Source organism: Candidiatus Paracoxiella cheracis (assembly GCF_049348705.1).
GTDB lineage: Bacteria > Pseudomonadota > Gammaproteobacteria > Coxiellales > Coxiellaceae > Paracoxiella > Paracoxiella cheracis.
The window spans coordinates 1,587,300-1,611,542 of record NZ_CP186485.1 but is presented as its reverse complement, the minus strand read 5'-3'; the positions used below and the strand labels follow the sequence as shown (position 1 = coordinate 1,611,542).

Annotated in this window: 22 protein-coding genes and 5 pseudogenes; 21 read left to right on the top strand and 6 right to left on the bottom strand. The window is 43.0% G+C overall.

Features of this window, described 5'->3' with window-relative positions; all coding sequences use genetic code 11:
• Positions 1–117 precede the first annotated feature (117 nt).
• On the bottom strand, positions 118–1,410 hold the full coding sequence (locus tag ACJMKR_RS08420) for a transposase (RefSeq protein WP_423062673.1): 1,293 nt from the start codon (positions 1,408–1,410) through the stop codon (positions 118–120).
• Positions 1,411–1,732: 322 nt separating this feature from the next.
• Between ACJMKR_RS08420 and ACJMKR_RS08415 the strand changes: the two are divergent.
• The 3 genes and pseudogenes from ACJMKR_RS08415 to ACJMKR_RS08405 form a co-directional block, all read left to right on the top strand.
• A pseudogene (locus tag ACJMKR_RS08415) lies at positions 1,733–2,053 on the top strand (IS481 family transposase); the annotation flags it as partial.
• Positions 2,054–2,299: 246 nt separating this feature from the next.
• Positions 2,300–2,494, top strand: a pseudogene (locus tag ACJMKR_RS08410) (integrase core domain-containing protein); the annotation flags it as partial.
• Between the two features lie 107 nt (positions 2,495–2,601).
• Positions 2,602–3,495 carry an IS982 family transposase gene (locus tag ACJMKR_RS08405; protein ID WP_423062298.1) on the top strand — a complete coding sequence of 298 codons (894 nt, stop codon included), beginning with the start codon at positions 2,602–2,604 and terminating at the stop codon, positions 3,493–3,495.
• Positions 3,496–3,497: 2 nt separating this feature from the next.
• Here the strand turns inward: ACJMKR_RS08405 and ACJMKR_RS08400 are convergent, their stop codons facing one another.
• On the bottom strand, positions 3,498–3,737 hold the full coding sequence (locus tag ACJMKR_RS08400) for a hypothetical protein (RefSeq protein WP_423062672.1): 240 nt from the start codon (positions 3,735–3,737) through the stop codon (positions 3,498–3,500).
• A 238-nt stretch (positions 3,738–3,975) separates the two neighbouring features.
• Here ACJMKR_RS08400 and ACJMKR_RS08395 point away from each other — a divergent pair, with 238 nt between their 5' ends.
• The 8 genes from ACJMKR_RS08395 to sufT are packed head-to-tail and all read left to right on the top strand — an operon-like array spanning position 3,976 to position 10,514.
• Positions 3,976–4,434, top strand: coding sequence for an SUF system Fe-S cluster assembly regulator (locus ACJMKR_RS08395; protein WP_423062671.1), 459 nt, complete (start codon positions 3,976–3,978; stop codon positions 4,432–4,434).
• Between the two features lies 1 nt (position 4,435).
• Complete coding sequence (sufB, locus tag ACJMKR_RS08390; protein WP_423062670.1) at positions 4,436–5,884, top strand: Fe-S cluster assembly protein SufB; 1,449 nt, start codon at positions 4,436–4,438, stop codon at positions 5,882–5,884.
• 20 nt (positions 5,885–5,904) lie between these two features.
• A complete protein-coding gene (gene sufC, locus ACJMKR_RS08385) occupies positions 5,905–6,666 on the top strand; it encodes a Fe-S cluster assembly ATPase SufC (protein WP_423062669.1) in 762 nt (253 codons plus the stop codon).
• Complete coding sequence (gene sufD, locus ACJMKR_RS08380) at positions 6,663–7,964, top strand: Fe-S cluster assembly protein SufD (protein ID WP_423062668.1); 1,302 nt, start codon at positions 6,663–6,665, stop codon at positions 7,962–7,964. Before sufC ends, sufD begins: the two co-directional genes overlap by 4 nt.
• Positions 7,951–9,180 (top strand): cysteine desulfurase, encoded by a 1,230-nt coding sequence (locus ACJMKR_RS08375; protein WP_423062667.1) that lies wholly within the window; start codon positions 7,951–7,953, stop codon positions 9,178–9,180. Before sufD ends, ACJMKR_RS08375 begins: the two co-directional genes overlap by 14 nt.
• A gap of 1 nt (position 9,181) precedes the next feature.
• Positions 9,182–9,610: a Fe-S cluster assembly sulfur transfer protein SufU gene (gene sufU, locus ACJMKR_RS08370; RefSeq protein ID WP_423062666.1), complete on the top strand. Its 429-nt coding sequence runs from the start codon at positions 9,182–9,184 to the stop codon at positions 9,608–9,610.
• Positions 9,611–9,985, top strand: a complete 375-nt coding sequence (locus ACJMKR_RS08365) for an iron-sulfur cluster assembly accessory protein (protein ID WP_423062665.1) — start codon at positions 9,611–9,613, stop codon at positions 9,983–9,985.
• Positions 9,978–10,514: a putative Fe-S cluster assembly protein SufT gene (gene sufT / locus ACJMKR_RS08360; protein WP_423062664.1), complete on the top strand. Its 537-nt coding sequence runs from the start codon at positions 9,978–9,980 to the stop codon at positions 10,512–10,514. The genes ACJMKR_RS08365 and sufT overlap by 8 nt, the downstream gene beginning before the upstream one ends.
• A gap of 45 nt (positions 10,515–10,559) precedes the next feature.
• Here sufT and ACJMKR_RS08355 read toward each other — a convergent pair whose 3' ends face one another.
• Complete coding sequence (locus tag ACJMKR_RS08355) at positions 10,560–10,826, bottom strand: hypothetical protein (protein ID WP_423062663.1); 267 nt, start codon at positions 10,824–10,826, stop codon at positions 10,560–10,562.
• Positions 10,827–11,039: 213 nt separating this feature from the next.
• Positions 11,040–11,945, bottom strand: a complete 906-nt coding sequence (locus tag ACJMKR_RS08350) for an MBL fold metallo-hydrolase (protein WP_423062662.1) — start codon at positions 11,943–11,945, stop codon at positions 11,040–11,042.
• A gap of 146 nt (positions 11,946–12,091) precedes the next feature.
• Here ACJMKR_RS08350 and ACJMKR_RS08345 point away from each other — a divergent pair, with 146 nt between their 5' ends.
• From ACJMKR_RS08345 to ACJMKR_RS08305, 9 genes and pseudogenes are all read left to right on the top strand, one after another.
• Positions 12,092–13,204 (top strand): fatty acid desaturase, encoded by a 1,113-nt coding sequence (locus tag ACJMKR_RS08345; RefSeq protein WP_423062661.1) that lies wholly within the window; start codon positions 12,092–12,094, stop codon positions 13,202–13,204.
• Positions 13,205–13,865 (top strand): annotated as a pseudogene (rlmE, locus tag ACJMKR_RS08340) (23S rRNA (uridine(2552)-2'-O)-methyltransferase RlmE). It abuts the gene before it with no gap.
• A complete protein-coding gene (ftsH, locus tag ACJMKR_RS08335) occupies positions 13,862–15,823 on the top strand; it encodes an ATP-dependent zinc metalloprotease FtsH (protein WP_423062660.1) in 1,962 nt (653 codons plus the stop codon). Before rlmE ends, ftsH begins: the two are co-directional and overlap by 4 nt.
• A gap of 104 nt (positions 15,824–15,927) precedes the next feature.
• Complete coding sequence (gene folP / locus ACJMKR_RS08330; RefSeq protein WP_423062659.1) at positions 15,928–16,770, top strand: dihydropteroate synthase; 843 nt, start codon at positions 15,928–15,930, stop codon at positions 16,768–16,770.
• 174 nt (positions 16,771–16,944) lie between these two features.
• Positions 16,945–16,998: pseudogene (locus ACJMKR_RS08325) on the top strand (hypothetical protein); the annotation flags it as partial.
• Between the two features lie 3 nt (positions 16,999–17,001).
• Positions 17,002–17,696: pseudogene (locus ACJMKR_RS08320) on the top strand (IS1 family transposase); the annotation flags it as partial.
• Between the two features lie 62 nt (positions 17,697–17,758).
• Positions 17,759–19,102 carry a phosphoglucosamine mutase gene (glmM, locus tag ACJMKR_RS08315; protein WP_423062658.1) on the top strand — a complete coding sequence of 448 codons (1,344 nt, stop codon included), beginning with the start codon at positions 17,759–17,761 and terminating at the stop codon, positions 19,100–19,102.
• Between the two features lie 9 nt (positions 19,103–19,111).
• Complete coding sequence (locus ACJMKR_RS08310) at positions 19,112–19,504, top strand: hypothetical protein (protein WP_423062657.1); 393 nt, start codon at positions 19,112–19,114, stop codon at positions 19,502–19,504.
• Between the two features lie 55 nt (positions 19,505–19,559).
• Entirely contained in the window at positions 19,560–20,930 is a 1,371-nt protein-coding gene (locus ACJMKR_RS08305; protein WP_423064219.1) for an amino acid permease, read from the top strand.
• Here the strand turns inward: ACJMKR_RS08305 and treF are convergent.
• Both treF and ACJMKR_RS08295 read right to left on the bottom strand, forming a co-directional pair.
• On the bottom strand, positions 20,927–22,396 hold the full coding sequence (gene treF / locus ACJMKR_RS08300) for an alpha,alpha-trehalase TreF (RefSeq protein ID WP_423064218.1): 1,470 nt from the start codon (positions 22,394–22,396) through the stop codon (positions 20,927–20,929). The genes ACJMKR_RS08305 and treF overlap by 4 nt on opposite strands.
• Positions 22,365–22,865 carry a hypothetical protein gene (locus ACJMKR_RS08295; RefSeq protein ID WP_423062656.1) on the bottom strand — a complete coding sequence of 167 codons (501 nt, stop codon included), beginning with the start codon at positions 22,863–22,865 and terminating at the stop codon, positions 22,365–22,367. Before ACJMKR_RS08295 ends, treF begins: the two co-directional genes overlap by 32 nt.
• Before the next feature lie 89 nt (positions 22,866–22,954).
• Between ACJMKR_RS08295 and ACJMKR_RS08290 the strand changes: the two genes are divergently transcribed.
• The gene (locus ACJMKR_RS08290; protein ID WP_423062355.1) at positions 22,955–24,187 is read left to right on the top strand and encodes an IS256 family transposase; all 1,233 of its coding nucleotides are present in this window, start codon (positions 22,955–22,957) and stop codon (positions 24,185–24,187) included.
• Positions 24,188–24,243: the final 56 nt, after the last annotated feature.

Below are 24,243 nucleotides of genomic sequence, written 5' to 3'. Positions count from 1 at the left end.
ATGGGAAGAAGGGATTTCAATTGCGGCAAAGAGAAGGGGTTCCTGAAAGTTGGACTTTGGATAAATAAAATCCCTTGCCAGTTAGGACAATAATCAAAAAATGTGAGTTTCTAAATCTTAAGCTGTTTTTTGCAGCAATTCGTAGAATTTCTCAGGTGTAAAATTTATTTTATCCAACCATGATTTTACTATCCCAATCAAATCCTCTATTTTTTCAGGGTCTGAGTTTTGCGTCTTTTCTTCAGTCCTCTGAATCGTTTTAATTTTTGAGTTGCTATTTTTGAAAATAGCAGGATGTCGCGTGCGTTTCCCCTGCGTATCACCTTTGGTTCTGCCTTGCGGATTACCGCGTGGTTTGCAGAGATTAGCAGGCGTGCCAACGGTATCAAGCACCGTAGAAAAACCCCGTTGCGTTTGTGAAGGGGTCGCAGTTATTGATGGTTTTTCGTTATCCACTTGGAAGCTCGGCAAATACCGCTCCCATTTTTTCGGTAAAATCGGGGCAAGATTCCTCGCTAGATAAAGTTGCGTATACGCTAATGCTGTCATCCGCCACCAATCTTCTTCGTGCTTAACATCCGGTGTTTGGTATCGGTCAAATAACAGTTTGTCTTTACCAAAACGAAAGTAGTGTTCAATGTCATAGCGTCTATCGTAATAGTGATACGCTTCTAATGCTGTGATTTCATTACGTCGTTCACCAGCGAGTCCTAACCAGAGTGGATTTTTATATAAAGATTTACCGTTAGCATCAACCGCAACCAATTGCACAACAGTAACAGGATGCTCATATCCTTTAAATTGCTTTGAACCACGCAGTAATTGGTCACGCCATATTTTAATCTCCAATTGGTAAGTTTTGCCACTGCGGGTTGTAATGGGTTGCTGCACAATCTCATCGGATTCACGGTGAGTCGTGCTGTCGTTTAGTTTCATCGCATCACCATAGCGTTTTATACTTCCTGAGGTATTATCTTCTATTGATGCGGGCGCGAAAACATTACGGGTACTGTTAAAACGGAAAAGATGTACCCAATTGGGATTTTCGCTAACCAGTTTACGGCAAGCTTCTGTACCATATTTTGAATCAGCCACGCTAACCACCAATTTATGAGTAAGCGCTAAGTCTGCAATACAACGGTTAATTTGCTGCATCCCAACTACATTGCCTTTTTCATCGCTTTTAACGCGCCTCGTATCCAGTGGAACTAACCAATGCTTTTCTTGAGCTGCACCATCATTGGGCAATAGTGATACCGTTGAATATTCATGTCCAATGGTAATCGGTTTGTTACCCGGTGCTGGATTAGGGCTGTAAACCACATGGCGATCTTCAACACAGTGTGCACTTTGACGCGACTGTGGTGTCGTATCCGCAATAATGATCACACGGTCATCGCTATGACTCACATGTTCATATTGTAACCTCAGTTCTGGATAACTGCGTATAAATTATTCTTTATATTGTTGGTTTTTATTCCTGGCAAGCGTGTCGCGATGCTCGTGATAGATTATTGCCATCCCTGTCAATAATCGACTCGCAATACGCGACAACTTAAATAACCGCGGACGTCCTCCTCACCCGCGCTCCGCGACCTCACGGCTCGACTACCCACGGGCTCTAAACTGACTCGACGGCTCGTAAAGATTTTTTGCAGTCGCTTACGCTCGGCAAAAAATCCCAGCCTGCCGCGGAATACGCCCCTTCGCTTCGCTCTCCATGGCGCGCATCGAGGGTGTTGGCCGTATTTATGAGCAGACTTTTGTCGATACCTATAGCAGAATCGCTTTTGCCAAGTTATACACGGAGAAAACAGCGATGACGGCAGCTCATTTATTAAATGAACGTGTATTGCCATGGTTTAATGAGCAAGGTATCCGATTGCTGCGTATGCTCACGGATCGCGGGGCGGAATATTGTGGAAAAATTGAGAACCACGCCTATCAACTTTATTTAGCAGTTGAAGACATTGACCATTCGAAAACACGCGCACGTTCTCCGCAGACCAATGGTATTTGTGAACGTTTTCATAAAACGATTAAACAAGAATTTCAAGCGTGTCGCGATGCTCGTGATAGATTATTGCCATCCCTGTCAATAATCGACTCGCAATACGCGACAACTTAAATAGCCGCGGACGTCCTCGTCGCCCGCGCTCCGCGACCTCACGGCTCGACTACGCACGGGCTCTCAAATGACTTGACGGCTCGTAAAGATTTTTTGCAGTCGCTTACGCTCGGCAAAAAATCCGAGCCTACCGCGGAATACGCGCCTTCGCTTCGCTCTCCATGGCGCGCATCGTATGATGTTGCTTTTCGAAAAAAAATATATCGTTCCCTAGAGGAATTACAACAAGACGTTGATGCGTGGATCAAAACATATAATGAGGTCAGGCCCCATTCCGGCGAGCGTTGTTATGGAAAAACACCCATGCAAACTTTTCTTGATGCAAAGCATTTGGCACAAGAAAAAGAATTAGATAAACTAACCTGAGTTCTGTATAAGAAAAGGAATAAGTGAATGAAATAATTGAAAAAAAGACCGGAACCGCTAAAATTTAGCTCCAAAATTACAGCTAAATAATGTAACAGGAGTTAATCATGTTGGCACCGGTCACGGAGATTTTTTGTGATATGGATGATTTTTGCAAGGATTATTTGAAAGGTCAATCAAAGTATTTGCTACCGAACCCAGACAGAAAACGAGATCGAGCGATGCAAATGAGCTTGTCTGAAATTGGCACCATCATTGTGTTGTTTCAAATGAGTCACTATCGCACATTTAAGGATTTTTATTGTGGATGTGTTTTACAAGACATGAAGAAGTATTTTCCTACGGCGCTGAGTTACACACGTTTTGTCGCCTGCCAATCAGCAGCGCTAATGATGCTCGCCGCCTATTTGCTTTCGAGAAAGGGCAAACACACGGGATTGTATTATATTGACTCAACTACACTACGCGTATGCCACAATAAACGAATTTATCGAAACAAGGTTTTCAAAGGCATTGCTAAACGCAGTAAAAGCACAATGGGCTGGGTTTACGGCTTTAAACTACATATTGTGATTAATCATCAAGGGGAATTAATCCGTTTTTGTTTAACGAAAGGGAACGTGGATGATCGCGCTGTTGTTAGAAAATTAATGGCTAATTTAAAGGGGTTGGGCGCTGGCGATAAAGGGTATCTTGGAAAAGATCTTGCGGACGATTTGGCAAAACACGATTTAAAATTTGTGACAAAAGTCCGTAAAAATATGAAGAACAAAATGCTTTCTGCATTTGAAAAGTTTTTCCTAAAACAACGTGGCATCGTAGAAACGATTATCGATCAGTTGAAAAACTTGTATCATGTTGAGCATTCGCGTCATCGTAGTCCGATTAATTTTTTAGTCAATACCCTTGCAGCGCTAATTGCCTATTCTTGGCGACCAAACAAACCAGGAATAAAAACCAACAATATAAAGAATAATTTATACGCAGTTATCCAGAACTGAGGTTATTGTATTTTCATCATGCTATCCCAACAATTTGCTACCGACAAACCATCGCTAATCGCATCGGTAATACTACTGTATTCACGTTCAAAGTATGGCGATTCACATAATTCTATGGGTGTTTTGCAGCGATGGCCATGGCTTGAAAGGGCATCGAGTAAATTCATATTGGCATCGCGTCGCGCGGGGAAGATGTTGTAGAGGAATGTACGGAATTGTTTTAGTTTTTCTGTCGCTAACATCGTTTGTTCCTTATTTTATTTTTTCGAACAAACGTTGTTTACAACGTAAAATTTTTTTTCGGTTTCTATGTCAAGCAATTTTTAATTATTTTTATAAATTTATCCAAAGTCCAATGAAAGACAAACCCCTTCTCGTATTAGCAAGCAATTGAAGGGAAGAGGGGGCGTTGCGATATAGTACAACTGTGGTACTATATTATTCCTATAAGCATTCGCGCTCTGTGTTACGAGGTAAAATATGCTTAAAATCAGTAGATTAGCGGACTATGCGACGGTCATCATGAGTTTTTTGGCGTCAAAATCTAGGGGACATTTCAGTGCTACTCAGATTGCCGCTGAAACACGCATTTCAGCGCCGACTGTCAGTAAAATCCTCAAACTTCTCAACGAATCGAGCTTGGTCAACTCGGTGCGAGGTGTGAATGGCGGTTATCAACTGTTGAATCATCCTGAAGCGATTAGTTTGGCGGAAATCATCACGGCTATCGATGGTCGACCGGCAATGACTGAATGCAGTAAAGAAGAAGACTGTTGTACGCGGGGTGATGTGTGTGAGTTGCGCGGGAATTGGCAGGTGATTAATCGCGTTGTATTTAACGCTCTAGATAGTCTGAGTTTAGCAGACATGAATCGCCCATTAGCGGAGCCGCTACGATTTCGTGAATTAAAGGAAACAAAGAAAGTGAGGACAGAATAACATGCAGCGTCAGGATAAATATTTAGATAAAATCGTCAACAAAACGTACGAACATGGTTTTGTGACCGACATTGAATCTGATGTACTGCCACCAGGTTTAAATGAAGACGTGATTCGCCACATTTCTGCGAAAAAAAATGAGCCACAATTTATGTTAGATTGGCGATTGCGTGCGTATCGTCATTGGTTAACGATGGCAGCCCCGCGTTGGGCACACGTTAATTGCGCGCCGATCGACTATCAAGTAATTAGTTATTATGCAGCACCTAAATCGAAAAAAGATGCGCCAAAAAGTTTAGACGAAGTCGATCCAAAGTTACTCGAAACCTACGATAAACTCGGTATTCCGTTGCACGAGCGTGAACGTTTAGCCGGTGTTGCGGTGGATGCGGTGTTTGATAGCGTTTCGGTCGCAACTACATTTAAAGAAAAACTATCTGAGGCGGGCGTTATCTTTTGTTCGTTTTCAGAAGCGGTGCAAAAGCACCCTGAATTAGTCGAAAAATATTTAGGAAGTGTTGTTCCGTATCGCGATAATTTTTTTGCGACATTAAACTCAGCAGTGTTTAGCGATGGTTCGTTTGTCTATATTCCAAAAGGTGTACGTTGCCCGATGGAATTATCGACTTATTTTAGAATTAATGCGGCAAACACGGGTCAATTTGAACGAACGTTAATTATCGCAGATGAAGGCAGTTATGTGAGTTATTTGGAAGGTTGTACTGCACCCATGCGCGATGAAAATCAGTTACACGCGGCAGTTGTCGAATTGGTTGCGCTCAATAATGCTCAAATTAAATATTCGACGGTGCAAAATTGGTATCCGGGCGATGAAAAGGGTAAAGGTGGTATTTATAATTTTGTGACAAAGCGCGGTGCTTGTCGCGGCGTTAATTCTAAAATATCATGGACGCAAATTGAAACAGGATCAGCGATAACGTGGAAATATCCAAGCGTTATTTTACAGGGTGATAACTCCGTTGGAGAGTTTTATTCGGTAGCGCTAACGAATAATTTTCAGCAGGCCGATACCGGCACGAAAATGATTCACATCGGAAAAAATACGAAGAGCACGATTATTTCAAAAGGTATTTCAGCAGGGCAAGGTCAAAATAGCTATCGTGGTTTGGTGCGAGTGGCGCCCGGTGCTGAAAATGCGCGTAATTACAGTCAGTGTGATTCGTTATTATTAAGCAATCGTTGTGGTGCTCATACATTTCCTTACATTGAGGCGAGCAATCCCACGGCGCGTATTGAGCACGAAGCCACGACATCAAAAATTGGGGAAGACCAGTTATTTTATTGTCGTCAGCGCGGTATTTCTGAAGAAGATGCGGTGTCGATGATTGTGAATGGTTTTTGTAAACAAGTTTTTCAAGAATTGCCGATGGAATTTGCGGTTGAAGCACAAAAATTAATGGAAGTGAGCTTGGAAGGAAGCGTAGGGTAAGGTCCTTTGGAGAAGAAACAATGTTAACGATTAAAAATTTACATGCACGTGTTGAAAATAATGAAATTCTTCGTGGTTTGAATATTTCAGTCAATCCAGGTGAAGTGCATGCCATCATGGGGCCAAATGGTTCGGGTAAAAGTACGTTCGCTTCTATTTTAACGGGTCGAGACGGCTATGAAGTGACGGAAGGGCATGTGGACTTTGATGGAAACGATTTATTATCGCTAGCACCAGAAGATCGTGCGGCGAAAGGCTTGTTTTTAGCATTTCAATATCCTGTCGAAATTCCCGGCGTTAATAATTTATATTTTTTGAAAACGGCGTTCAACAGCATCAGAAAAAAACGTGGTGAGTCGGAACTGGACGCACTAGATTTTATGGCGCTCGTCAAAGAAAAATTGGGATCAGTCGGCATGGATGAAAAATTTTTAAAACGCTCGGTCAATGAAGGATTTTCAGGCGGTGAAAAAAAGCGTAATGAAATTTTACAGATGTTATTGTTAGAGCCGAAGCTTGCTATTTTAGATGAAACAGATTCTGGATTGGATATCGACGCGCTGCAAACAGTTGCCAATGGTGTCAATCAATTGCGCGATGAAAAGCGAGCAATCATTGTGATTACCCACTATCAACGCTTGTTGAATTATATTCAACCTGATTTTGTGCATGTATTGGTGAATGGTCAAATCGTAAAATCAGGCGATAAATCGTTAGCCTTAGAATTAGAAAAACAAGGTTATGGTTGGTTGATGGATGAAGTCACCTTGGAGGTGCAATGAGAGAATCTATCGTCAATCAAGCGTGGGAATTCGCTACTTTGCAAGCGATGCAAGCTGCAAATAGCGCTAATCGTCACGTTGAATTTACCGATTGGCAACATGCGCAATTACAAGAGTTTATAAAGCAAGGGTTTCCGAATCGCAAAGTAGAGGATTGGAAATATACCGATGTTTCTGCCATTGCAAAACAAGCCTTCACGTTATCACACGAAGTTTCTAGTGATGTGGATATTCGTCCTCTAAAAATCGAATCACCTCATATTATTGTGTTTGTGAACGGGCGTTATGCGCCAGTGCTTTCAACAGTAAACAATTTGCCAACCGCGGTCACTGTAAGCACGGTTAATCAAGCGTTGCAGATTCCTGCGCAGTATCAAACACCGTTTTCGGCTTTAAATGCGGCGTTGATGACCGATGGATTATATCTATCGATCCCGAAAAATAATTATATCGAACATCCTATTCATTTAATCTATTTGCAAACGGATGATCGACAACTCATGAATCATCCGCGTCATTTTATCGATGTGGGCGAAAATAGTGAGGTTACTTTTTTTGAAGAATATGTTGGCCAGACAAGTGCCGCTTATTTTAATAATGTGGTGACGCAGATATCTGCTGCGCAAAATGCGCGAGTGCAACATTTTAAGCTGCAAAATGAGGCAAAACAGGCTTTTCACATTGCCAATACGATTATTTGCCAGCAAAAAGATAGTGTTGTTTCAACAACAACGATTGCAACCGGTGCGTCTTTGAGTCGCGATGATTTAAATTATTCGCTGAACGAAGCAGGCTCGCAATGCCGTTTGTTGGGGTTGTATCATTTGGATAATGAGCGCCATATCGATAATCACAGCCGCATTGATCATCGTGTGCCGCACTGTTCAAGTGAGCAAAATTATAAAGGCATTATCGATGGTAAATCTCGCGCGGTGTTTAATGGCCGTGTTATCGTGCATGAAGATGCGATAAAAACTAAAGCACTACAATCCAATCAAAATTTATTATTATCTGCCCACGCTGAAATTGATGCCAAGCCTGAGTTGGAGATTTATGCTGATGATGTGCAATGCGCCCATGGAGCAACGGTAGGTCGGCTTGATGAGCAGGCATTATTTTATTTGCGCAGCCGTGGTATTGACGATGATATGGCGCATCATTTATTGACGTGTGCATTTGCTAACGAAATACTAGAACAAATTCGACAACCCGCGATTGCTGAAAAACTCAATCGCCACGTTGTGAATCAATTGGCGGTAAAACAGTGTTGTGGAGATTGTCATCATGAAAAAATTTGATGTCTCAATCATTAGAAAAGATTTCCCGCTTTTAAAACAAAAAGTGCATGGTAAGCCGCTGGCTTATTTGGATAGTGGTGCGACTTCGCAAAAACCACAGGCAGTGATTGATGTCGTCGAGCATTATTACAAGTATGATAATGCGAATGTGCACCGTGGTGTTTATTCATTAAGTGAAAGAGCAACGGCAGCTTATGAGGCCGTGCGTCAAAAGGTTAAAGACTTTATTAATGCGCCACATTTACATGAAATTATATTTACGCGTGGCACGACCGATGCGATTAATTTAGTAGCGTCTAGTTTTGGTTTGTTAAAGATAAAAGCGGGCGATGAAATTATTATTTCGGCGATGGAGCATCATTCAAACATTGTGCCATGGCAAATATTATGTGAGCGAACGGGCGCTACGTTGAAAGTCATACCCGTGAATGATGATGGTTCGTTAGATCTTGAGCATTATGAATCACTCATGAGTGATAAAACTCAGTTAGTAAGTTTGGCACATATGTCAAATGTGCTGGGAACGATTAACCCTGTTAAACAAATGATTAAAATAGCGCATCAACACGATATTCCCGTTTTATTAGATGGCGCACAGGCTGTATCACACATGCATGTTGATGTGCAGGACTTGGATTGTGATTTTTATGCTTTTTCAAGTCACAAACTCTATGGTCCTACAGGGGTAGGTGTTTTGTATGGCAAATCAAAATGGCTTAATCAAATGCCACCTTATCAAAGCGGTGGTGCCATGATTAGTCGGGTGAGTTTTTCAAAAACAGAATATACGGTGCTGCCGCAAAAATTCGAAGCGGGCACACCGAACATGGCGGGTATTATTGGTATGGGCGCCGCGATCGACTACGTGAATAATATTGGTTTTGAGGCTATTGCTGCGCATGAATCTGCTTTGACACACTATGCAAGTGAATTACTGCAACAAATTCCAGGGTTGCGTATTATTGGCAACGTGCCGAATAAGGCAGCCGTTATTTCGTTTGTTATGGAGCAAGCGCATTCGCATGATATCGCGACCATTTTAGATCACGAAGGCATCGCGATACGTGCAGGACATCATTGTGCCATGCCCTTAATGGAGCGATTTAATGTGGCAGCAACAGCACGCGCGTCATTTGGTGTTTATAACAATAAGCAAGAAGTTGATCGGCTTGTTGCTGGTTTACATAAAGTCATCGCATTATTCCGGAAAAAATAACATGTCAGATTTAAACGATTTATACCAGCAAGTTATTATCGATCACGGTCGTAACCCTCGTAATTTTGGACGACTGGATCAGGCTAATCACATAAAAGAAGGTTTTAATCCGTTGTGCGGTGATCGTTTGACGCTTTATTTATTGGAAAAAAATGGTCTCGTGGAAGATGTGAGTTTTGAAGGTAGTGGATGTGCTATTTCCATGGCATCGGCTTCTTTGATGACAGAGGCATTGAAGGGAAAAACTATCGCGCAAGCCAAAGAGTGCTTTGATAATTTTCACGACTTGCTTACCAATAAAAATCATTCTGTCGCAGAAAAACTTGGAAAATTAGCGGTGTTAGCAGGGGTTTCGGAATATCCTATGCGTGTTAAGTGTGCGACATTGTGTTGGCATACGATGCGTGAAGGATTGGGAATTGGAGATTAGATGGTGAATAGGGTTGATGAGAAAACAATTATAACATTGACTGATGCGGCTGTTGCGCATATTCATAAAATTATCGAGCAACGCGGTAGTGGCATCGGATTTCGTTTATCAGTGAAAATTACCGGATGTTCGGGTTTTATGTACAATCCGGAAATTGTTGATGACATAAAATCGGGCGACATAAAAATTACAACGCCACAAGGGTTACAGGTTTTTATTGATCCAGCGTGTGTCGATATCATCAAAGGCACCACATTGGATTTTGTCAAAAAAGAATTCGGTCAACATCAATTGCAGTTTAATAATCCCAACGTGGCGAGTGAGTGCGGTTGTGGAGAAAGTTTTAATTTAAAAGAAGACGCTGACGATGACTAACGAAATAGTGGTTTTAAATCGCGATACGATGGCTTTGTTGGTGCCGGCCGGTGCACCGATGATGCTGCCCAAAGGCACGGAAGTGAAGATTACACAATCGTTGGGAAGTTCATTCACCGTTAATGTCTATGGTAATTTAGCGCGTATCGATGCGAAGGATGCCGATGCACTCGGTCGCGAAATTCATAATCCGCTGGATGATTTGCCCGAAGCTGCAAGCGTTAAAGATAAAGTGTGGGCACAGTTGCATTCGGTTTATGACCCTGAAATTCCCGTGAATATTGTGGATTTGGGGCTGGTTTATGATTGCGAAATCGAAAAATTAAATGATGATACGCATCGTGTGAATGTTGTGATGACATTGACCGCGCCAGGCTGTGGTATGGGCCCTGTGATTGCAGAGGACGCAAAGATAAAGCTTTTGGATGTGCCTGAAGTGAGTGATGCTCACATCGATATTGTTTTTGATCCACCTTGGGATCGTAGCATGATGTCAGATGTTGCTAAGTTACAGCTTGGCATGATGTGATTATCGATGTGAATTTCAATTGCTTGCTAGTTGAGGTTGGACGCTCTAACAATTCTCAACACACCGAAGACTCCCGTGTGAATTTTTATAAATTTTATAACCATCATTTTTATTGGGAACATATTTAACGAGACACTGCTTACTTGAATTTGCACTACTGATGACAAGCTCATCTCGGTCATCGGCAATCTGTAAATTGCCGTTATAAAACTGTTTCATGCCATCCATAAATTCATCCTTTGCTTCTTGAGTATTGGGAATGGCAGGAACTAAATGGGTGAGAAAAACATATTTTACATCGATGCGCGCCATGGAGAGCGAAGCGAAGGCGCGTATTCCGCGGTAGGCTCGGATTTTTTGCCGAGCGTAAGCGACTGCAAAAAATCTTTACGAGCCGTCAAGTCATTTGAGAGCCCGTGCGTAGTCGAGCCGTGAGGTCGCGGAGCGCGGGCGACGAGGACGTCCGCGGCTATTTAAGTTGTCGCGTATTGCGAGTCGATTATTGACAGGGATGGCAATAATCTATCACGAGCATCGCGACACGCTTGGATCTGCTTGCGCCATTTTTGCAAGCAATAGCGTATCGCTGTGATATTGCTTCGTTTCGTTTTCATGTAAAATGAGTTGTTTGGCATTTTTAGGATTATCTTTTTTAATCGCTTTTATTGTTTGATCGTAAAAATAGCGGCTAAATGCTTCGTTGATAAGTACAGTAGCGTTTTTAGCTTGCTCTGCGAGTGTGCCTGTAATTTTTGTGTCGCCACTGATTACAATCTTGCAGCCTTTATAATAGAGCACGTAACCCAAGGCAGGAATGGCAGGGTTGTGATCGACTCTAAAAGCATAGAGGCGGATATTTTTGGTTTGATAAACCAGTTGTGGAGTATTACGAGTGGGTATTTCTTTTGGATACACTTTCCCAAGATTTGCATTTAAAGCACCAGCTCGGTTAGCCACACGATATTGCACATCGTGTTGGTAAAGATCATTGATTGACTGAGTAGTGCGTTTAATGCCTTTGGGGCCATAAGCAATAAACGGAACTTTTCGTCCCCACATCCACGAAGCATTAACGATTTGACCGAGTCCAGCAATATGATCGGAGTGATAGTGTGTGAAAAAGACTTTATCGATACTGCCAATCGGCAAGCCCATCGCCGCTAAGGTTTGTATGCTGCCCTCACCAGAATCAATCAAAAAGAAATTATTATCGACGATGATGGCCAAGCAGGAGGGTTTTCGAATAACCTGCATATTTGCTTGGGGGTCGCCTGTGCCACAAAAAAAGATATGCAATTTCCCATCTTTCAGGGCGGTAGAGTTGGGTTTGCCGCCTCGGTAATGGAAGTAGATTTGTTGTGCGGCAAATAGTGAAAGTGGGAGCGTGATAAATAAGATCGTTAGCAAAGCGTATTTAATAAGTGTCGACATCCTATCATCCTGATAATTAATGGGTTATATGATGATTGCCATTATAAGGGTTTTTTCAACTCGGGTAATCCTGATTCTAAATGAAAAGTGTCCCTAGGTGATCGCTCTAACATTGACTTATGTTAATCATGCGTTAAGATGTGCGTATGAATTTTTTAAAACGAATCAATTGGCTCAATACGCTGTTTATAGTAATAACGCTTGTGGCGGGTGTTGCTGGGACGGCGTTGCTGTGTGTCTACGGTCTAGTTCGCTGGCCAACGTGGGTACTAGCGGGCTCATATCTATTTATATCTGGGGTATCGGTCACAGCCGGTTACCATCGTCTCTTTTCGCATAAAACGTATAAGGCTACATGGCCTATCCGATTGATTTTATTGCTATTATCAACATCGGCGTTTGAAGGCAGCGCCTTGGAGTGGTGTACCGATCATCGCAATCACCATCTCTATACCGATACTGACAAAGACCCTTACAGCATTAAAAGAGGTTTTTGGTGGGCGCATATCGGTTGGTTGTTCATGCTAGAACCTGAAAAGCGAGACTTTAGCAATGTGGAAGATTTGAGTGCTGATCCGCTCGTTAGATTCCAGCATCGATTTTTCCCCTGGCTAGGTGTCATCATGGGATTTGGCGTTCCAGCGGCGATTGCTGCTTTATGGGGCGATGCATTGGGTGGTTTGATCGTTGCGGGTGCATTGCGCATCGCCGTGAATCATCAACTCACATTCTGTATTAATTCAGTTTGTCATTTATGGGGCAAACGAAACTATTCCGATCGTCAATCTGGCGTTGATAATTGGATGACGGCGTTATTTACCTATGGTGAAGGTTTTCATAATTTTCATCATCAATTCCCGCGGGATTATCGTAATGGCGTTCGTGCCTTCCATTTTGATCCCACAAAATGGACGATTTACGGACTATCAAAACTTCGATTGGTGTCAGATCTAAATCGAATCAGCTCTGACCGCATCATCCGTTATCGACTGCAAATGGAAGAGAAAAACACGTCTTTTTCAGAGCAAATTAATAATATGATTGCGCCCGTGCGCGAAAAAATTAATAGCTTGTTAAATCGAATTGAAGGCTTAGAAAAAGAATATCGTCGATTGCGTGCATCAAAAGCGAGTTTTTCTCGACGCCGAAACTATCGTAAGCTCTTAAAATCAGCACGGCAAGAACTCAACAGTTATCTTAATATTTGGTCGCACCTAATCAGGCAGCAGCGCCGAATGGATTTGGCAGTAGAAATGTAAATGACGGACAGCAAACGGTGGCTCAAAGAGCACTTTTCAGACCAGTACGTCAAGAAAGCCAAACAGGAAGGATATCCATCCAGAGCGGCTTACAAATTACTTGAGCTGCAAGCGAAAGATCACCTCTTTAAACCCGGTATGATTGTTGTTGATTTGGGTGCAGCGCCTGGCGGATGGTCGGTTGTCGCTAAAGATTTAGTGGGGCCGAAGGGGGCAGTCATTGCAGTTGATTTGCTTCCCATGAAACCGATCGCGGGTGTGACGTTCATTCAGGGTGATTTTAATGAAGAGGCCGTGTTTGAACACCTTCAAGAGGCTGTTCAGGAGTGCTCAAAATCAGGATGGGTAGACCTTGTTATTTCAGATATGGCCCCCAACATATCAGGAGAGAAAAGCATCGATCAGCCCCGTTCTTTGCACCTCTTAGAATTAGCATGGGACTGTGCGGGTCGACTATTGAAGCCGGGAGGCAGCTTTTTGGCCAAAGTCTTCCAAGGTCCGGGGGTTGATGAGGTATTGGTGCAGTTGCGCCAACATTTCAAGCGTGTCAAACTCCGCAAGCCTAAGGCATCACGCGCAAGATCTAGCGAAGTCTATGTATGCGCAACTGAATTTTCTAGGTTATAATGACAATGGGACTCGAAAGAGGATAACAGTTTGAATAGTATGCTGAAAAATCTATTTATTTGGTTGATTATTGCCGTAGCGCTTATCACCCTTTTTAGTAACTTCGGGCCACGTAAGCCAGAATCGACTCCGTACACGTATTCGCAATTTGTGAAAGCTATCGATGCGGGCAAGATCAATAGCGTGGTCATTCAGAATCAAACCGTCACAGGTGTGACTAAAGATAACAAAAAGTTTACGACTTATTTACCAACGCCTGACTCAAACCTTCCTGCCACCTTAGTGAAGAAAGGTGTGAGCGTTAAAGGTGAACCGCCAAAACAACAAAGCGTGTTGATGCACATTTTAATTAGTTGGGCGCCGTTTCTTTTATTAATTGCGGTTTGGATATTTTTCATGCGCCAAATGCAAGGTGGTGGCAGTCGTGGTGGCCCCATGTCATTTGGTCGCAGTAAAGCGCGTCTGCTGAATCAAGATCAAGTGAAGGTTACATTTGATGATGTTGCAGGAGTGAAAGAAGCCAAAGAAGAAGTGGTTGAATTAGTCGAATTCTTGCGCGATCCCAATAAATTCCAAAAACTCGGCGGTAAAATGCCTTGCGGTGTTTTATTGGTAGGTGCGCCTGGAACGGGTAAAACATTATTAGCAAAAGCGGTTGCGGGTGAAGCGAAGGTGCCGTTCTTCACCATTTCAGGTTCTGACTTTGTGGAAATGTTTGTTGGTGTTGGTGCATCGCGTGTGCGCGATATGTTCGATCAAGCCAAAAAGCAAGCACCGTGCATTATTTTCATCGATGAAATTGATGCCGTTGGTCGTCATCGTGGTGCTGGTTTAGGCGGCGGTCACGATGAGCGCGAACAAACATTGAACCAATTATTGGTTGAGATGGATGGCTTTGAAGGTAAAGAGGGTATTATTGTTATGGCGGCGACCAACCGTCCCGATGTATTAGACCCTGCATTACTGCGCCCGGGTCGTTTTGATCGACAAGTCGTTGTGCCTTTACCCGACATCAAAGGTCGAGAAGAAATTATTAAAGTGCACCTTAGTAAAGTACCCACTGCCGATGACGTTCGCCCGGCTATGATTGCGCGCGGCACGCCAGGATTTTCGGGTGCTGATTTAGCCAACATCGTGAATGAAGCCGCATTATTTGCAGCGCGTGCTAACAAAAAAGACGTGAGCATGATCGAGCTTGAAAAAGCGAAAGATAAAATCATGATGGGTGCTGAGCGTCGTTCGATGGTGATGAGCGATGAAGAGAAAAAATTAACAGCATATCACGAAGCAGGGCACGCTATTGTCGGTTTGAACATGGAGGAACACGATCCTGTTTATAAAGTCACAATCATTCCGCGTGGGCGAGCCTTAGGTGTGACGATGTTTTTGCCTGAAACGGATCGTTATAGCGTTAGCAAAAAACGTTTGGAATGCCAATTAGCAGCCCTATTTGGTGGTCGAATTGCCGAGGAAATTATTTTTGGCCCTGAATGCGTGACAACAGGTGCGTCGAACGATATTGAAAAAGCAACTGAAATTGCACGTAACATGGTAACAAAATGGGGATTATCTGAAAAACTAGGCCCGTTAACTTATCGTGAAGATGAGGGCGAAGTTTTCTTGGGTCACTCTGTCACACAACGTAAAGATGTGTCAGATGCTACAAACAAGGAAATTGACGCAGAAGTACGCGGTATCATCGATCGTGCTTATGATAAAGCACGAAAAACGCTCGAGGCGAACACCGATAAATTACACATCATGGCGGAAGCTTTAATTAAATACGAAACGATCGATGACAAACAAATTCAGGAAATTTTGCAAGGAAAGGAACCAAGTCCTCCGGCTGATTGGGTTGAAGAGAGCACTAAGAACGCGAAGAAAGTTGAAAGCGATAAAAAAGCTGAGAAGAAGGCTCAAGCGGACGAGAAACCTCGAGTAAAAGAGCCGTTAAACGCCCATAATTTGCCGCCAGCAGAAGAAAAGAAATAACCAATTTAGAATCTCAATACAACGTCCATTTTTGGTGAATCCATAGCGAAAAATGGACGTTTCTGTCCAGGGGCTAGATAGTCAATATGGAAAACACGTTTACTTTGCGATTAAGTAATGGCTATCGATGTGAGCTCCCCAAACCCGCTGTCATGGGTATCATTAATGTTTCACCCAACTCATTTTTCAATCCCCACCTAAACGTTGATGACGCATTAAGAACAGTTGATAGAATGGTTGTTGACGGTGCTGATATTTTGGATATCGGGGGTGAGGCAACGAATCCTTTTGTTGATATCAATGCAGAAGCACCTTCGATTCAACATGAAATCGATCGCGTGGTTCCGCTCGTTGAGGCCGTAAAAAAACGCTTTGATGTGTTGGTGTCGGTCGATACAAGTCGTCCGCAGGTAATGCGTGAAGTTGTGAAGGCAGGTACTGACATCATTAATGATCAACGCGCACTCGCCGTTGGTGATGTTATGTTGACAGTCGCTGCATTACAGACGCCAGTGTGTTTAATGCATTTTACAAAACCTAAGCAAACCTCTAAACCTCGCGATCCGGCTATGTTATTGGACATCATTAAACGAGATTTCATTAATTTAATACAACGTTGTGAAGATCACGGTATTGCGCGTGACCGCATTATACTGGATCCTGGTTTTGGGCAAGGCAACTATGGGAAAAGTTGTGCCGAAAATTATTATTTGCTGGCTAACCTGCATGAATTTACAGCCATGGGGTTTCCTGTGCTGGTCGGGTGGTCCCGAAAATCGATGGTGAGTGATGCGGTAGGCGGTGTGCCACCACAAGATCGACTCTTTGGCAGCATCGCCGCCGAAACCTTAGCGGCATTTAAAGGATCATCGATAATACGAACACATGATGTAAAAGCTGTTGCTGATATGGTTAAGGTGACGAACTGTATAATGGAATATTGTTGAAGCAGCAGCGTAAGTCCAGGCAGGGGTCTCATAGAATAAATAAGTTTCGCCAGGGATGGCCTGAAGGTAGTTTTAATAGCAAGGCACTGTAAACGAATCATGGGTAGTGCCTCATTTTTGTTGATGTGATATATTTTGCTATTTCAGAAAATCATTAGGATAAGGATTGCATGAATGGCAAGAATCAATGTTGCTTGCCCCTGCTGCTGTTTACATGAGGTTGTAAAATTTGGCGTCAGCAGTACAGGAAAGCAAAGGTTTCAATGTAAAAATAATGCTTGTGAGAAAAATACATTTCTTCTAGATTACACACATAATGCTCGTGCCCCTGGTGTTAAAGATAAAATAGTTGATATGGCAATGAATGGTAGTGGCGTCAGAGATACTGCAGGCGTTTTACGTATTAGCATTAACACTGTTATTGGTGAATTAAAAAAAAGGGTGAAGGTTTGGAGAGCGTCAATACACGACTTTTAAAGGAAAAAGAATCACTTGGTGCGTCTGTTACTGTTAATGTTGTACAAGTTGAAGAAGCGGAGCTGGATGAAATGTGGAGTTTTGTTCGAAATAAACAGAATCAACGTTGGCTTTGGCATGCGATTGATCACCATACACATGAGGTGTTAGCTTATCATTTTGGTCCAAGAAAAGATTCAGCATTTAAAGCACTGAAAGAAAAACTGAGCTCATTTGATATCAACTTTTACTATACAGATGATTGGGGTGCTTATGAAAGACACCTGCCTCAATCAAAACATTTGGTGGGAAAGCAAAATACCCAAGCGATTGAACGAAAGCATCTCACGTTGCGCACACGAATAAAGCGATTAGCGAGAAAGACGATTTGCTTTTCTAAACTGGATAAATTGCACGACATTGTCATCGGATTATTTATCAATAGGCACGAGTTTGGGAGGGTTATTTAGATGCCATCAACAAAAATGAGGCACCACCGAATCATGGAATAGAAAAATAGGAATAACTATAAATGAAAAAACAAAAGAAATACTTTGGGACTGACGGTATCAGAGGCCAAGTCGGTAAATCCTTAATTAACGCCGAATTCATGCTGAAACTAGGCTGGGCAGTCGGAACTGTGCTGGGCCAAAAAGATCTCGCCACCGTTTTAATTGGTAAAGACACACGCATTTCAGGTTACATGATTGAATCGGCACTGCAAGCAGGATTATCGGCTGCGGGGGTCGATATAAAAGTACTTGGCCCGATGCCAACGCCCGCGATTGCTCACTTAACACACTCTATTCGTGCATCAGCCGGTATTGTCATTAGTGCTTCTCATAATGCTTACCAAGATAACGGCATTAAATGTTTCGATAGCAACGGTTATAAACTATCTGATGAATTAGAACTTGCGATCGAAGCTCAAATCGACTCGCCCATGCGAACGGTGGCCGCTGATTTGCTGGGCAAAGCCACGCGGATTGTCGATGCACCCGGCCGTTACATCGAATTTTGTAAGAGTACTTTCCCCTCTGACTTATCATTGAAAAAATTAAAAATCGTTGTTGATTGTGCAAACGGTGCTACTTACTATGTGGCTCCGCATATTTTTCATGAACTAAGAGCTGAAGTCGTTACGATCTCTGATGAGCCAGATGGATTCAATATCAATGCCGGTTGCGGCGCGACAGATCCACGCCATTTACAACAAAAAGTTCTCGAAGCTAACGCGGACGTCGGTATTGCATTTGATGGTGATGGTGATCGTGTCATCATGGTCGATCATCGGGGGGAAATTGTCGATGGCGATGAACTGCTCTGCATCTTAGCCAAAGATCGATTGCCTGAAGTGCCGAACGGTTTAGGTATCGTCGGTACCGTCATGAGTAATTTAGGTTTAGAACAAGCCATGGAACAATCAGGCATTCTTTTTGAACGTGCGCCTGTGGGTGACCGTTACGTCTTAGAGCAATTGCAAAAGAAAGGTTGGCTGTTAGGAGGGGAATCCTCGGGCCATATTGTCGATCTGGATTACACGACGACGGGTGATGGCATTATTACGGCATTACAAATTTTGCGTATCATGCAGACAAATCAAAAATCGCTTGCAGAATTAAAACGGGTTATGATCAAGCGGCCTCAAATTTTAATTAACGTGCCAGTAGCTGGCGTTGTGGACTTGAACAACTATCCACAAATTGCAGAGGCTGTTGCCAACGCGGAGAAGACGTTCAATGGGTCAGGCCGAGTTTTATTGCGGCCTTCTGGCACTGAGCCTGTCGTTCGAGTGATGGTTGAAGGCAATGATGCAAACCTCGTGCGTGAGACAGCCCAGGCATTAGCGCAAGTCGTTGAAAAGGCAATTGATTAGGAGCTATCAATGAATCGCCCAGCAAGCGTTACCAAGGGTGTTACCTTACTTTACACGGCCATCGTGTTGGCGTTTTTAACGGCACTTGCCCTCAGCTTATCCGCAGTGACCCATCGACCGGTCCAATTTCGATTGGCTCGAACCATCGTGATGGAGGTCGTTGTTATCCTGATATTCCTGTTTTTAACTTATAAAATTGGGCAGGGTGTGAATTGGGCGCGGATAACGATGTTAGTGTTGGTTATTTTGAGCGTTATTAGTAAAATCGTCTACAGTCCTCTACTCTTTGCGACGAGCTTTATGGTAGGGGTTTCGTCGGTCGTGGTTATGATCCTGCAAATCATCGCGATGTGCTTTCTATTCAGCAAGGCGGCAAGGCCTTGGTTTGGCGGCGTGAAATAAGTTATCAAATGAGGTTACAGTGAAACGACAAATTTTAGGCGTGTTTAGTTTAGCGATGATAACGGCAAGCTCTGTCGATAGCATCCGGAATTTACCCGCGACGGCATTATTTGGCAGCTCCCTTATATTCTTTTTTGCACTCGGGGCGATATTCTTTTTACTGCCGAGTGCGCTCGTCTCAGCAGAGCTCGCATCGACCAGCAAAGATCATGGTGGTGTTTATGTTTGGGTCAAAAACGCGTTTGGCTTGCAGGCAGGTTTTTTAGCAATTTGGTTTCAATGGATCGAAAATGTGATTTGGTATCCGACAATCTTATCGTTTGTTGCGGGAACGATTGGCTATTTGGTTTCTCCTGCGTTGGCGGACAATAAAACATTTTTAATCGCTGTAATTCTCTGTTCTTTTTGGGGAACCACGATCGTCAATTTATTAGGAATAAAATCCTCAGCACGATTTAGTAATTTCTGTGCAGTCGCAGGTCTTTTATTGCCGATGACATTGATTATCGCTCTAGGGGCAGCTTGGATTTTTTCAGGAAAGCCCTTCGAAATTCATTTTACGGCGCATAGTTTGTTTCCACATCCCAGTACCGGTATGTGGGTGGCCTTAACAGGTGTCATGCTCTCGTTTTGTGGTATGGAAATAGCGACGGTGCATACAGGTGATGTTAAAGATCCACAACGTGCGTATCCGCGTGCGATGTTAATCGCAACAGTCATTATTGTGTTTACGTTAATTTGTGGCTCACTAGCCATCGCCATGGTGTTACCGGAGAAAAGCATCAGCTTAGTTGCCGGCATTATGCAAGCGTTTAGCGCGTTTTTTGGTGCCTATCACATGAAATGGATTTTACCGGTTATTGCTTTAATGTTGGTGATTGGTGGTTTAGGTAGCGTGAATAATTGGATTATTGCACCGACGCGTGGGCTTGTGCTTGCCTTGCGAGATGGGCAATTGAGTAAAAGCTTGGCGCGCGAAAATCGTTTTGGTGCGCCAAAATCATTATTATTGTGGCAGGCTAGTATCGTTACGATCGTGGCCATGGTTTTTCTGCTCATGCCGAGTGTTAATGGTTCCTACTGGTTATTAACGGCATTAGCGGCGCAATTATACATGATGATGTACATACTCATGTTCGCTGCGGGTATTCGCCTGCGCTACAAAAACCATTCCACCGAAAACGGTTTTCGTATTCCAGGCGGACAATGGGGCATGTGGGTCGCTGCGGGTGCGGGGCTAATTGGCTCCATTGCAACTTTTATTATCGGGTTTATACCACCCGGTAATATCGAAGTGGGTAGCACTTGGCATTATGAAACCTTATTGCTAATCGGTTTATGTGTGATGAGCTTGCCGCCGTTTGTGATGTATATGCGAGCGCGAGTGAGGATTCAAGAAACTAAAGGCAATGAAATCGTAAGCTAGAGCTTTATCAGCGCAATAGCCACGCCATTTGTCCAGCCAAAGCCGTCTTGCAGAGGATATTCGCCGCCGCCTGCGAGTGCAGTGCCACATACGTTGTATTTTTCAATCATTTTATGGCAGCGTTTAAAAATTTGGCGGTTAAGTGTTAGCCAGCGGTTTGTAATGTCTTGTGCGAGATCATCAAAGCCATACTGCTTTAACCCTTGTATGGCAATCCAATGTAGTGGTGCCCAACCGTTCGGTTTATCCCACTGTTGTTCGGTTTCAATGAGTGTCGTTACTAATCCGCCGGGATATAAAAATTCTTCTTGCAAACGCTTTGCTACTGCTTTGGCTTGTTCGGGTGAGGCAATTTTAAAAAATAGCGGATAAGCAGCGGCCAACGTTAAGGAGGGTGATAATTGTTGTTGTTTAAAATTGTAATCCACATAAAAATTTTGTGTTGCATCCCAACAAAATTGGTTGATCGCTGTTTTGCGCAATGCGGCTTTTTCAGCGTAACTCAACGCCTTTTCGGGTTGACCAAAATGCGTAAAATACTCGCTCAGTTTATTTTTCATGTAATAGAGCAGTGAATTTAAATCGACCGGAATGAGCTCGGTGGTATAAAGGGTTGCGAGATTGTGAGGGTCTTTTAACCAGCGCGATGAAAAATCCCAGCCCGACTCGCAGGTCGCACGAATATTGCGATAAAGATGTTGCTGTTGAGCGGGTGTTGCTTTTTTATATAAGGCGATGTCTTCGCGGTAAGACTCGGGGCGCGGCGCGGGGTTGTCGTCCCAATAACGATTTAAAGTGACATTATCATTTACTAACACCGCACGATCGCTATTCATCCAAAACTGATACTCTTTTTCAAGGGCTGGAATAAGTTCTCGAATCGCTTCAATCCCTTTATAACGTGCAACAATGTCTAACAAGGAACAAAAGAACGGCGGCTGTGATCGGCTTTTGTAATAAACACGGTTGCCGTTGGGAATATGACCAATTTGATCGATCAAATAACCGAAATTTTTAGCCATATCGACAACCCTATCGATATGGCCCGAGCACGCTAAACCTTCTGAGGTAAAATAAGAATCCCAATAATAAATTTCACGAAAACGTCCGCCCGGAACAATAAATGGATAAGGTAAATGAATGAGTGAAGAATAAGGATGTTGATCATCGTGCGCGCCGTAAGTCAGCACGGGCCAGAGCGACTCAATATGTTGTTCCATGGAGTGAGTCTTTTTAAACTCAAACTCAGTAATATCATGATGCGGCATCGTAAAATGCGCTTCGATAAACTGGTTTAATTTAAAATCGGGTTGTTTTTTTTGTTCTGTGTAAAGCGTTAAAATATAATTGGGGTCAGACATGGGAATGAAATCAACGAAAGTTTTACTATCCGAAAAAAGTCGTTGATTCTGGACGTCTTCAAATAAAGGGCCACTAATTTGGGGGTAAAGATTCTGTTTGTTCATCATTAATCAGTGAGGTCACGAACGAAGCTTTTGCAGTGCTAATAGGCTGAGCCATTTTGTTTTGACGCAATTTATGGTACGGAAATAATAAGACAAACAGTAAGCCAATCGGAATGAGCGACAATCCGATCGCATCGATGCCACCGACGTAGCCGAATGTGACGCCTGTTAATTTAGATCCCACCGTCCCGCCGAGTGCCGAAAAAATCATGATTAAACCCATGATCGCGCTGTGGCGATTTTTAGGGAAGGCGCTCAATATGGTTGAGCATAATGTTGGATACAAGGGGGCGAGTAAAAAACCGACTAAAGGAAAAGCAAAAGCTTGCCATCGTGCGTTAGACCAAGAAGTGATGATGTGCGTCGAATGATTTCCCATATTGGGCAGCAATAATAAAATCATTAAGGCAGCGCCAATGAGTTGGACTTTGGATAAATAAAATCCCTTGCCAGTTAGGACAATAATCAAAAAATGTGAGTTTCTAAGGGTCTGTAAATAAGATTGTGTAAATGCGATAGTCAGGGAAAGGTCGTTAAAATTATACGGAGTCTTTGACTATGGCAATGAAAACCAATAAATTAGATCCACAGGTTGTGGAATATTTTCTCAAACATACCAAGACCGCATCTGATATTTTCGGTGATACTGGTTTGTTAAAGGAGTTAAAAAAGGCACTGACGGAGCGTATTCTGGAAGGGGAGCTGACGGACGCGCTGGGTTATGCAAAACACGAAGTGTCTGGCCACAATAGTGGTAATTCCCGCAATGGGCACAGCCAAAAAACGATCAAAACAACAGATGGCGAGATGACCATTGAGGTTCCTCGTGATCGTAACAATGAGTTTGTACCGCAATTGATTCCAAAACATCAAACCCGCTTTGATGATTTGGATGACAAAATTATGAGTCTTTATGCACGGGGTATGACTACCCGTGATATTCAAGATCAGTTGAAAGATTTGTATGGCACAACTATTTGTTCGAGTCTCATTTCTACAGTAACCAACGAAGTGATTGAAGAAGTGAAGGCTTGGCAAAGTCGTCCGTTGGACAAGGTGTATCCGATTGTGTATTTGGACGCTTTAGTGATTAAAGTGCAGCAAGATAAAAAGGTTATCAATAAGGCATTGTATTTGGCTTTAGGAATTAATATCGATGGGCAAAAAGAATTGCTAGGTATTTGGATTAGCCAAAATGAGGGCGCTAAATTCTGGTTGAATGTATTAACGGAGTTAAAAAATCGAGGCCTAGAAGATATCCTGATTTGTTGCGTTGACGGGCTAACGGGCTTTCCTGATGCGATTGGCGCTGTGTATCCTAACACTCAAGTACAGCTTTGCATTGTACACATGGTGCGGAATTCATTGCGCTATGTGGGTTGGAAAAAGAAAAAAGAAGTGGCCGCTGACTTAAAAGCTATTTATTCGGCCAGTACGGTTGAAGAAGCAGAATTGGCGCTGACGAGTTTCTCTGAGAAATGGGATGCTGAATTTCCCTCGATTGCCAAAAGTTGGTTGACTCATTGGGAGCGCATTGTGCCATTTTTTGCTTATCCGGCAGAAATTCGGAGGGTGATTTATACCACTAACGCTATTGAATCACTGAACATGAGTATCCGAAAAGTTATTAAAAATAAACGAGTTTTTCCGTCGGACGATGCCGCTTTAAAACAACTCTATTTAGGGTTAAAAAATATAGCCAAAAAATGGACCATGCCGATTCGAGACTGGGGTGCCGCCATGAATCGTTTTGCCCTTATGTTTGAAGATCGCCTGGCGGATTTTGTATAAAACTTAAAATTCATAAGAGAGGAAATTAATTTGAACGCAATGTAGTTTTTGATAAA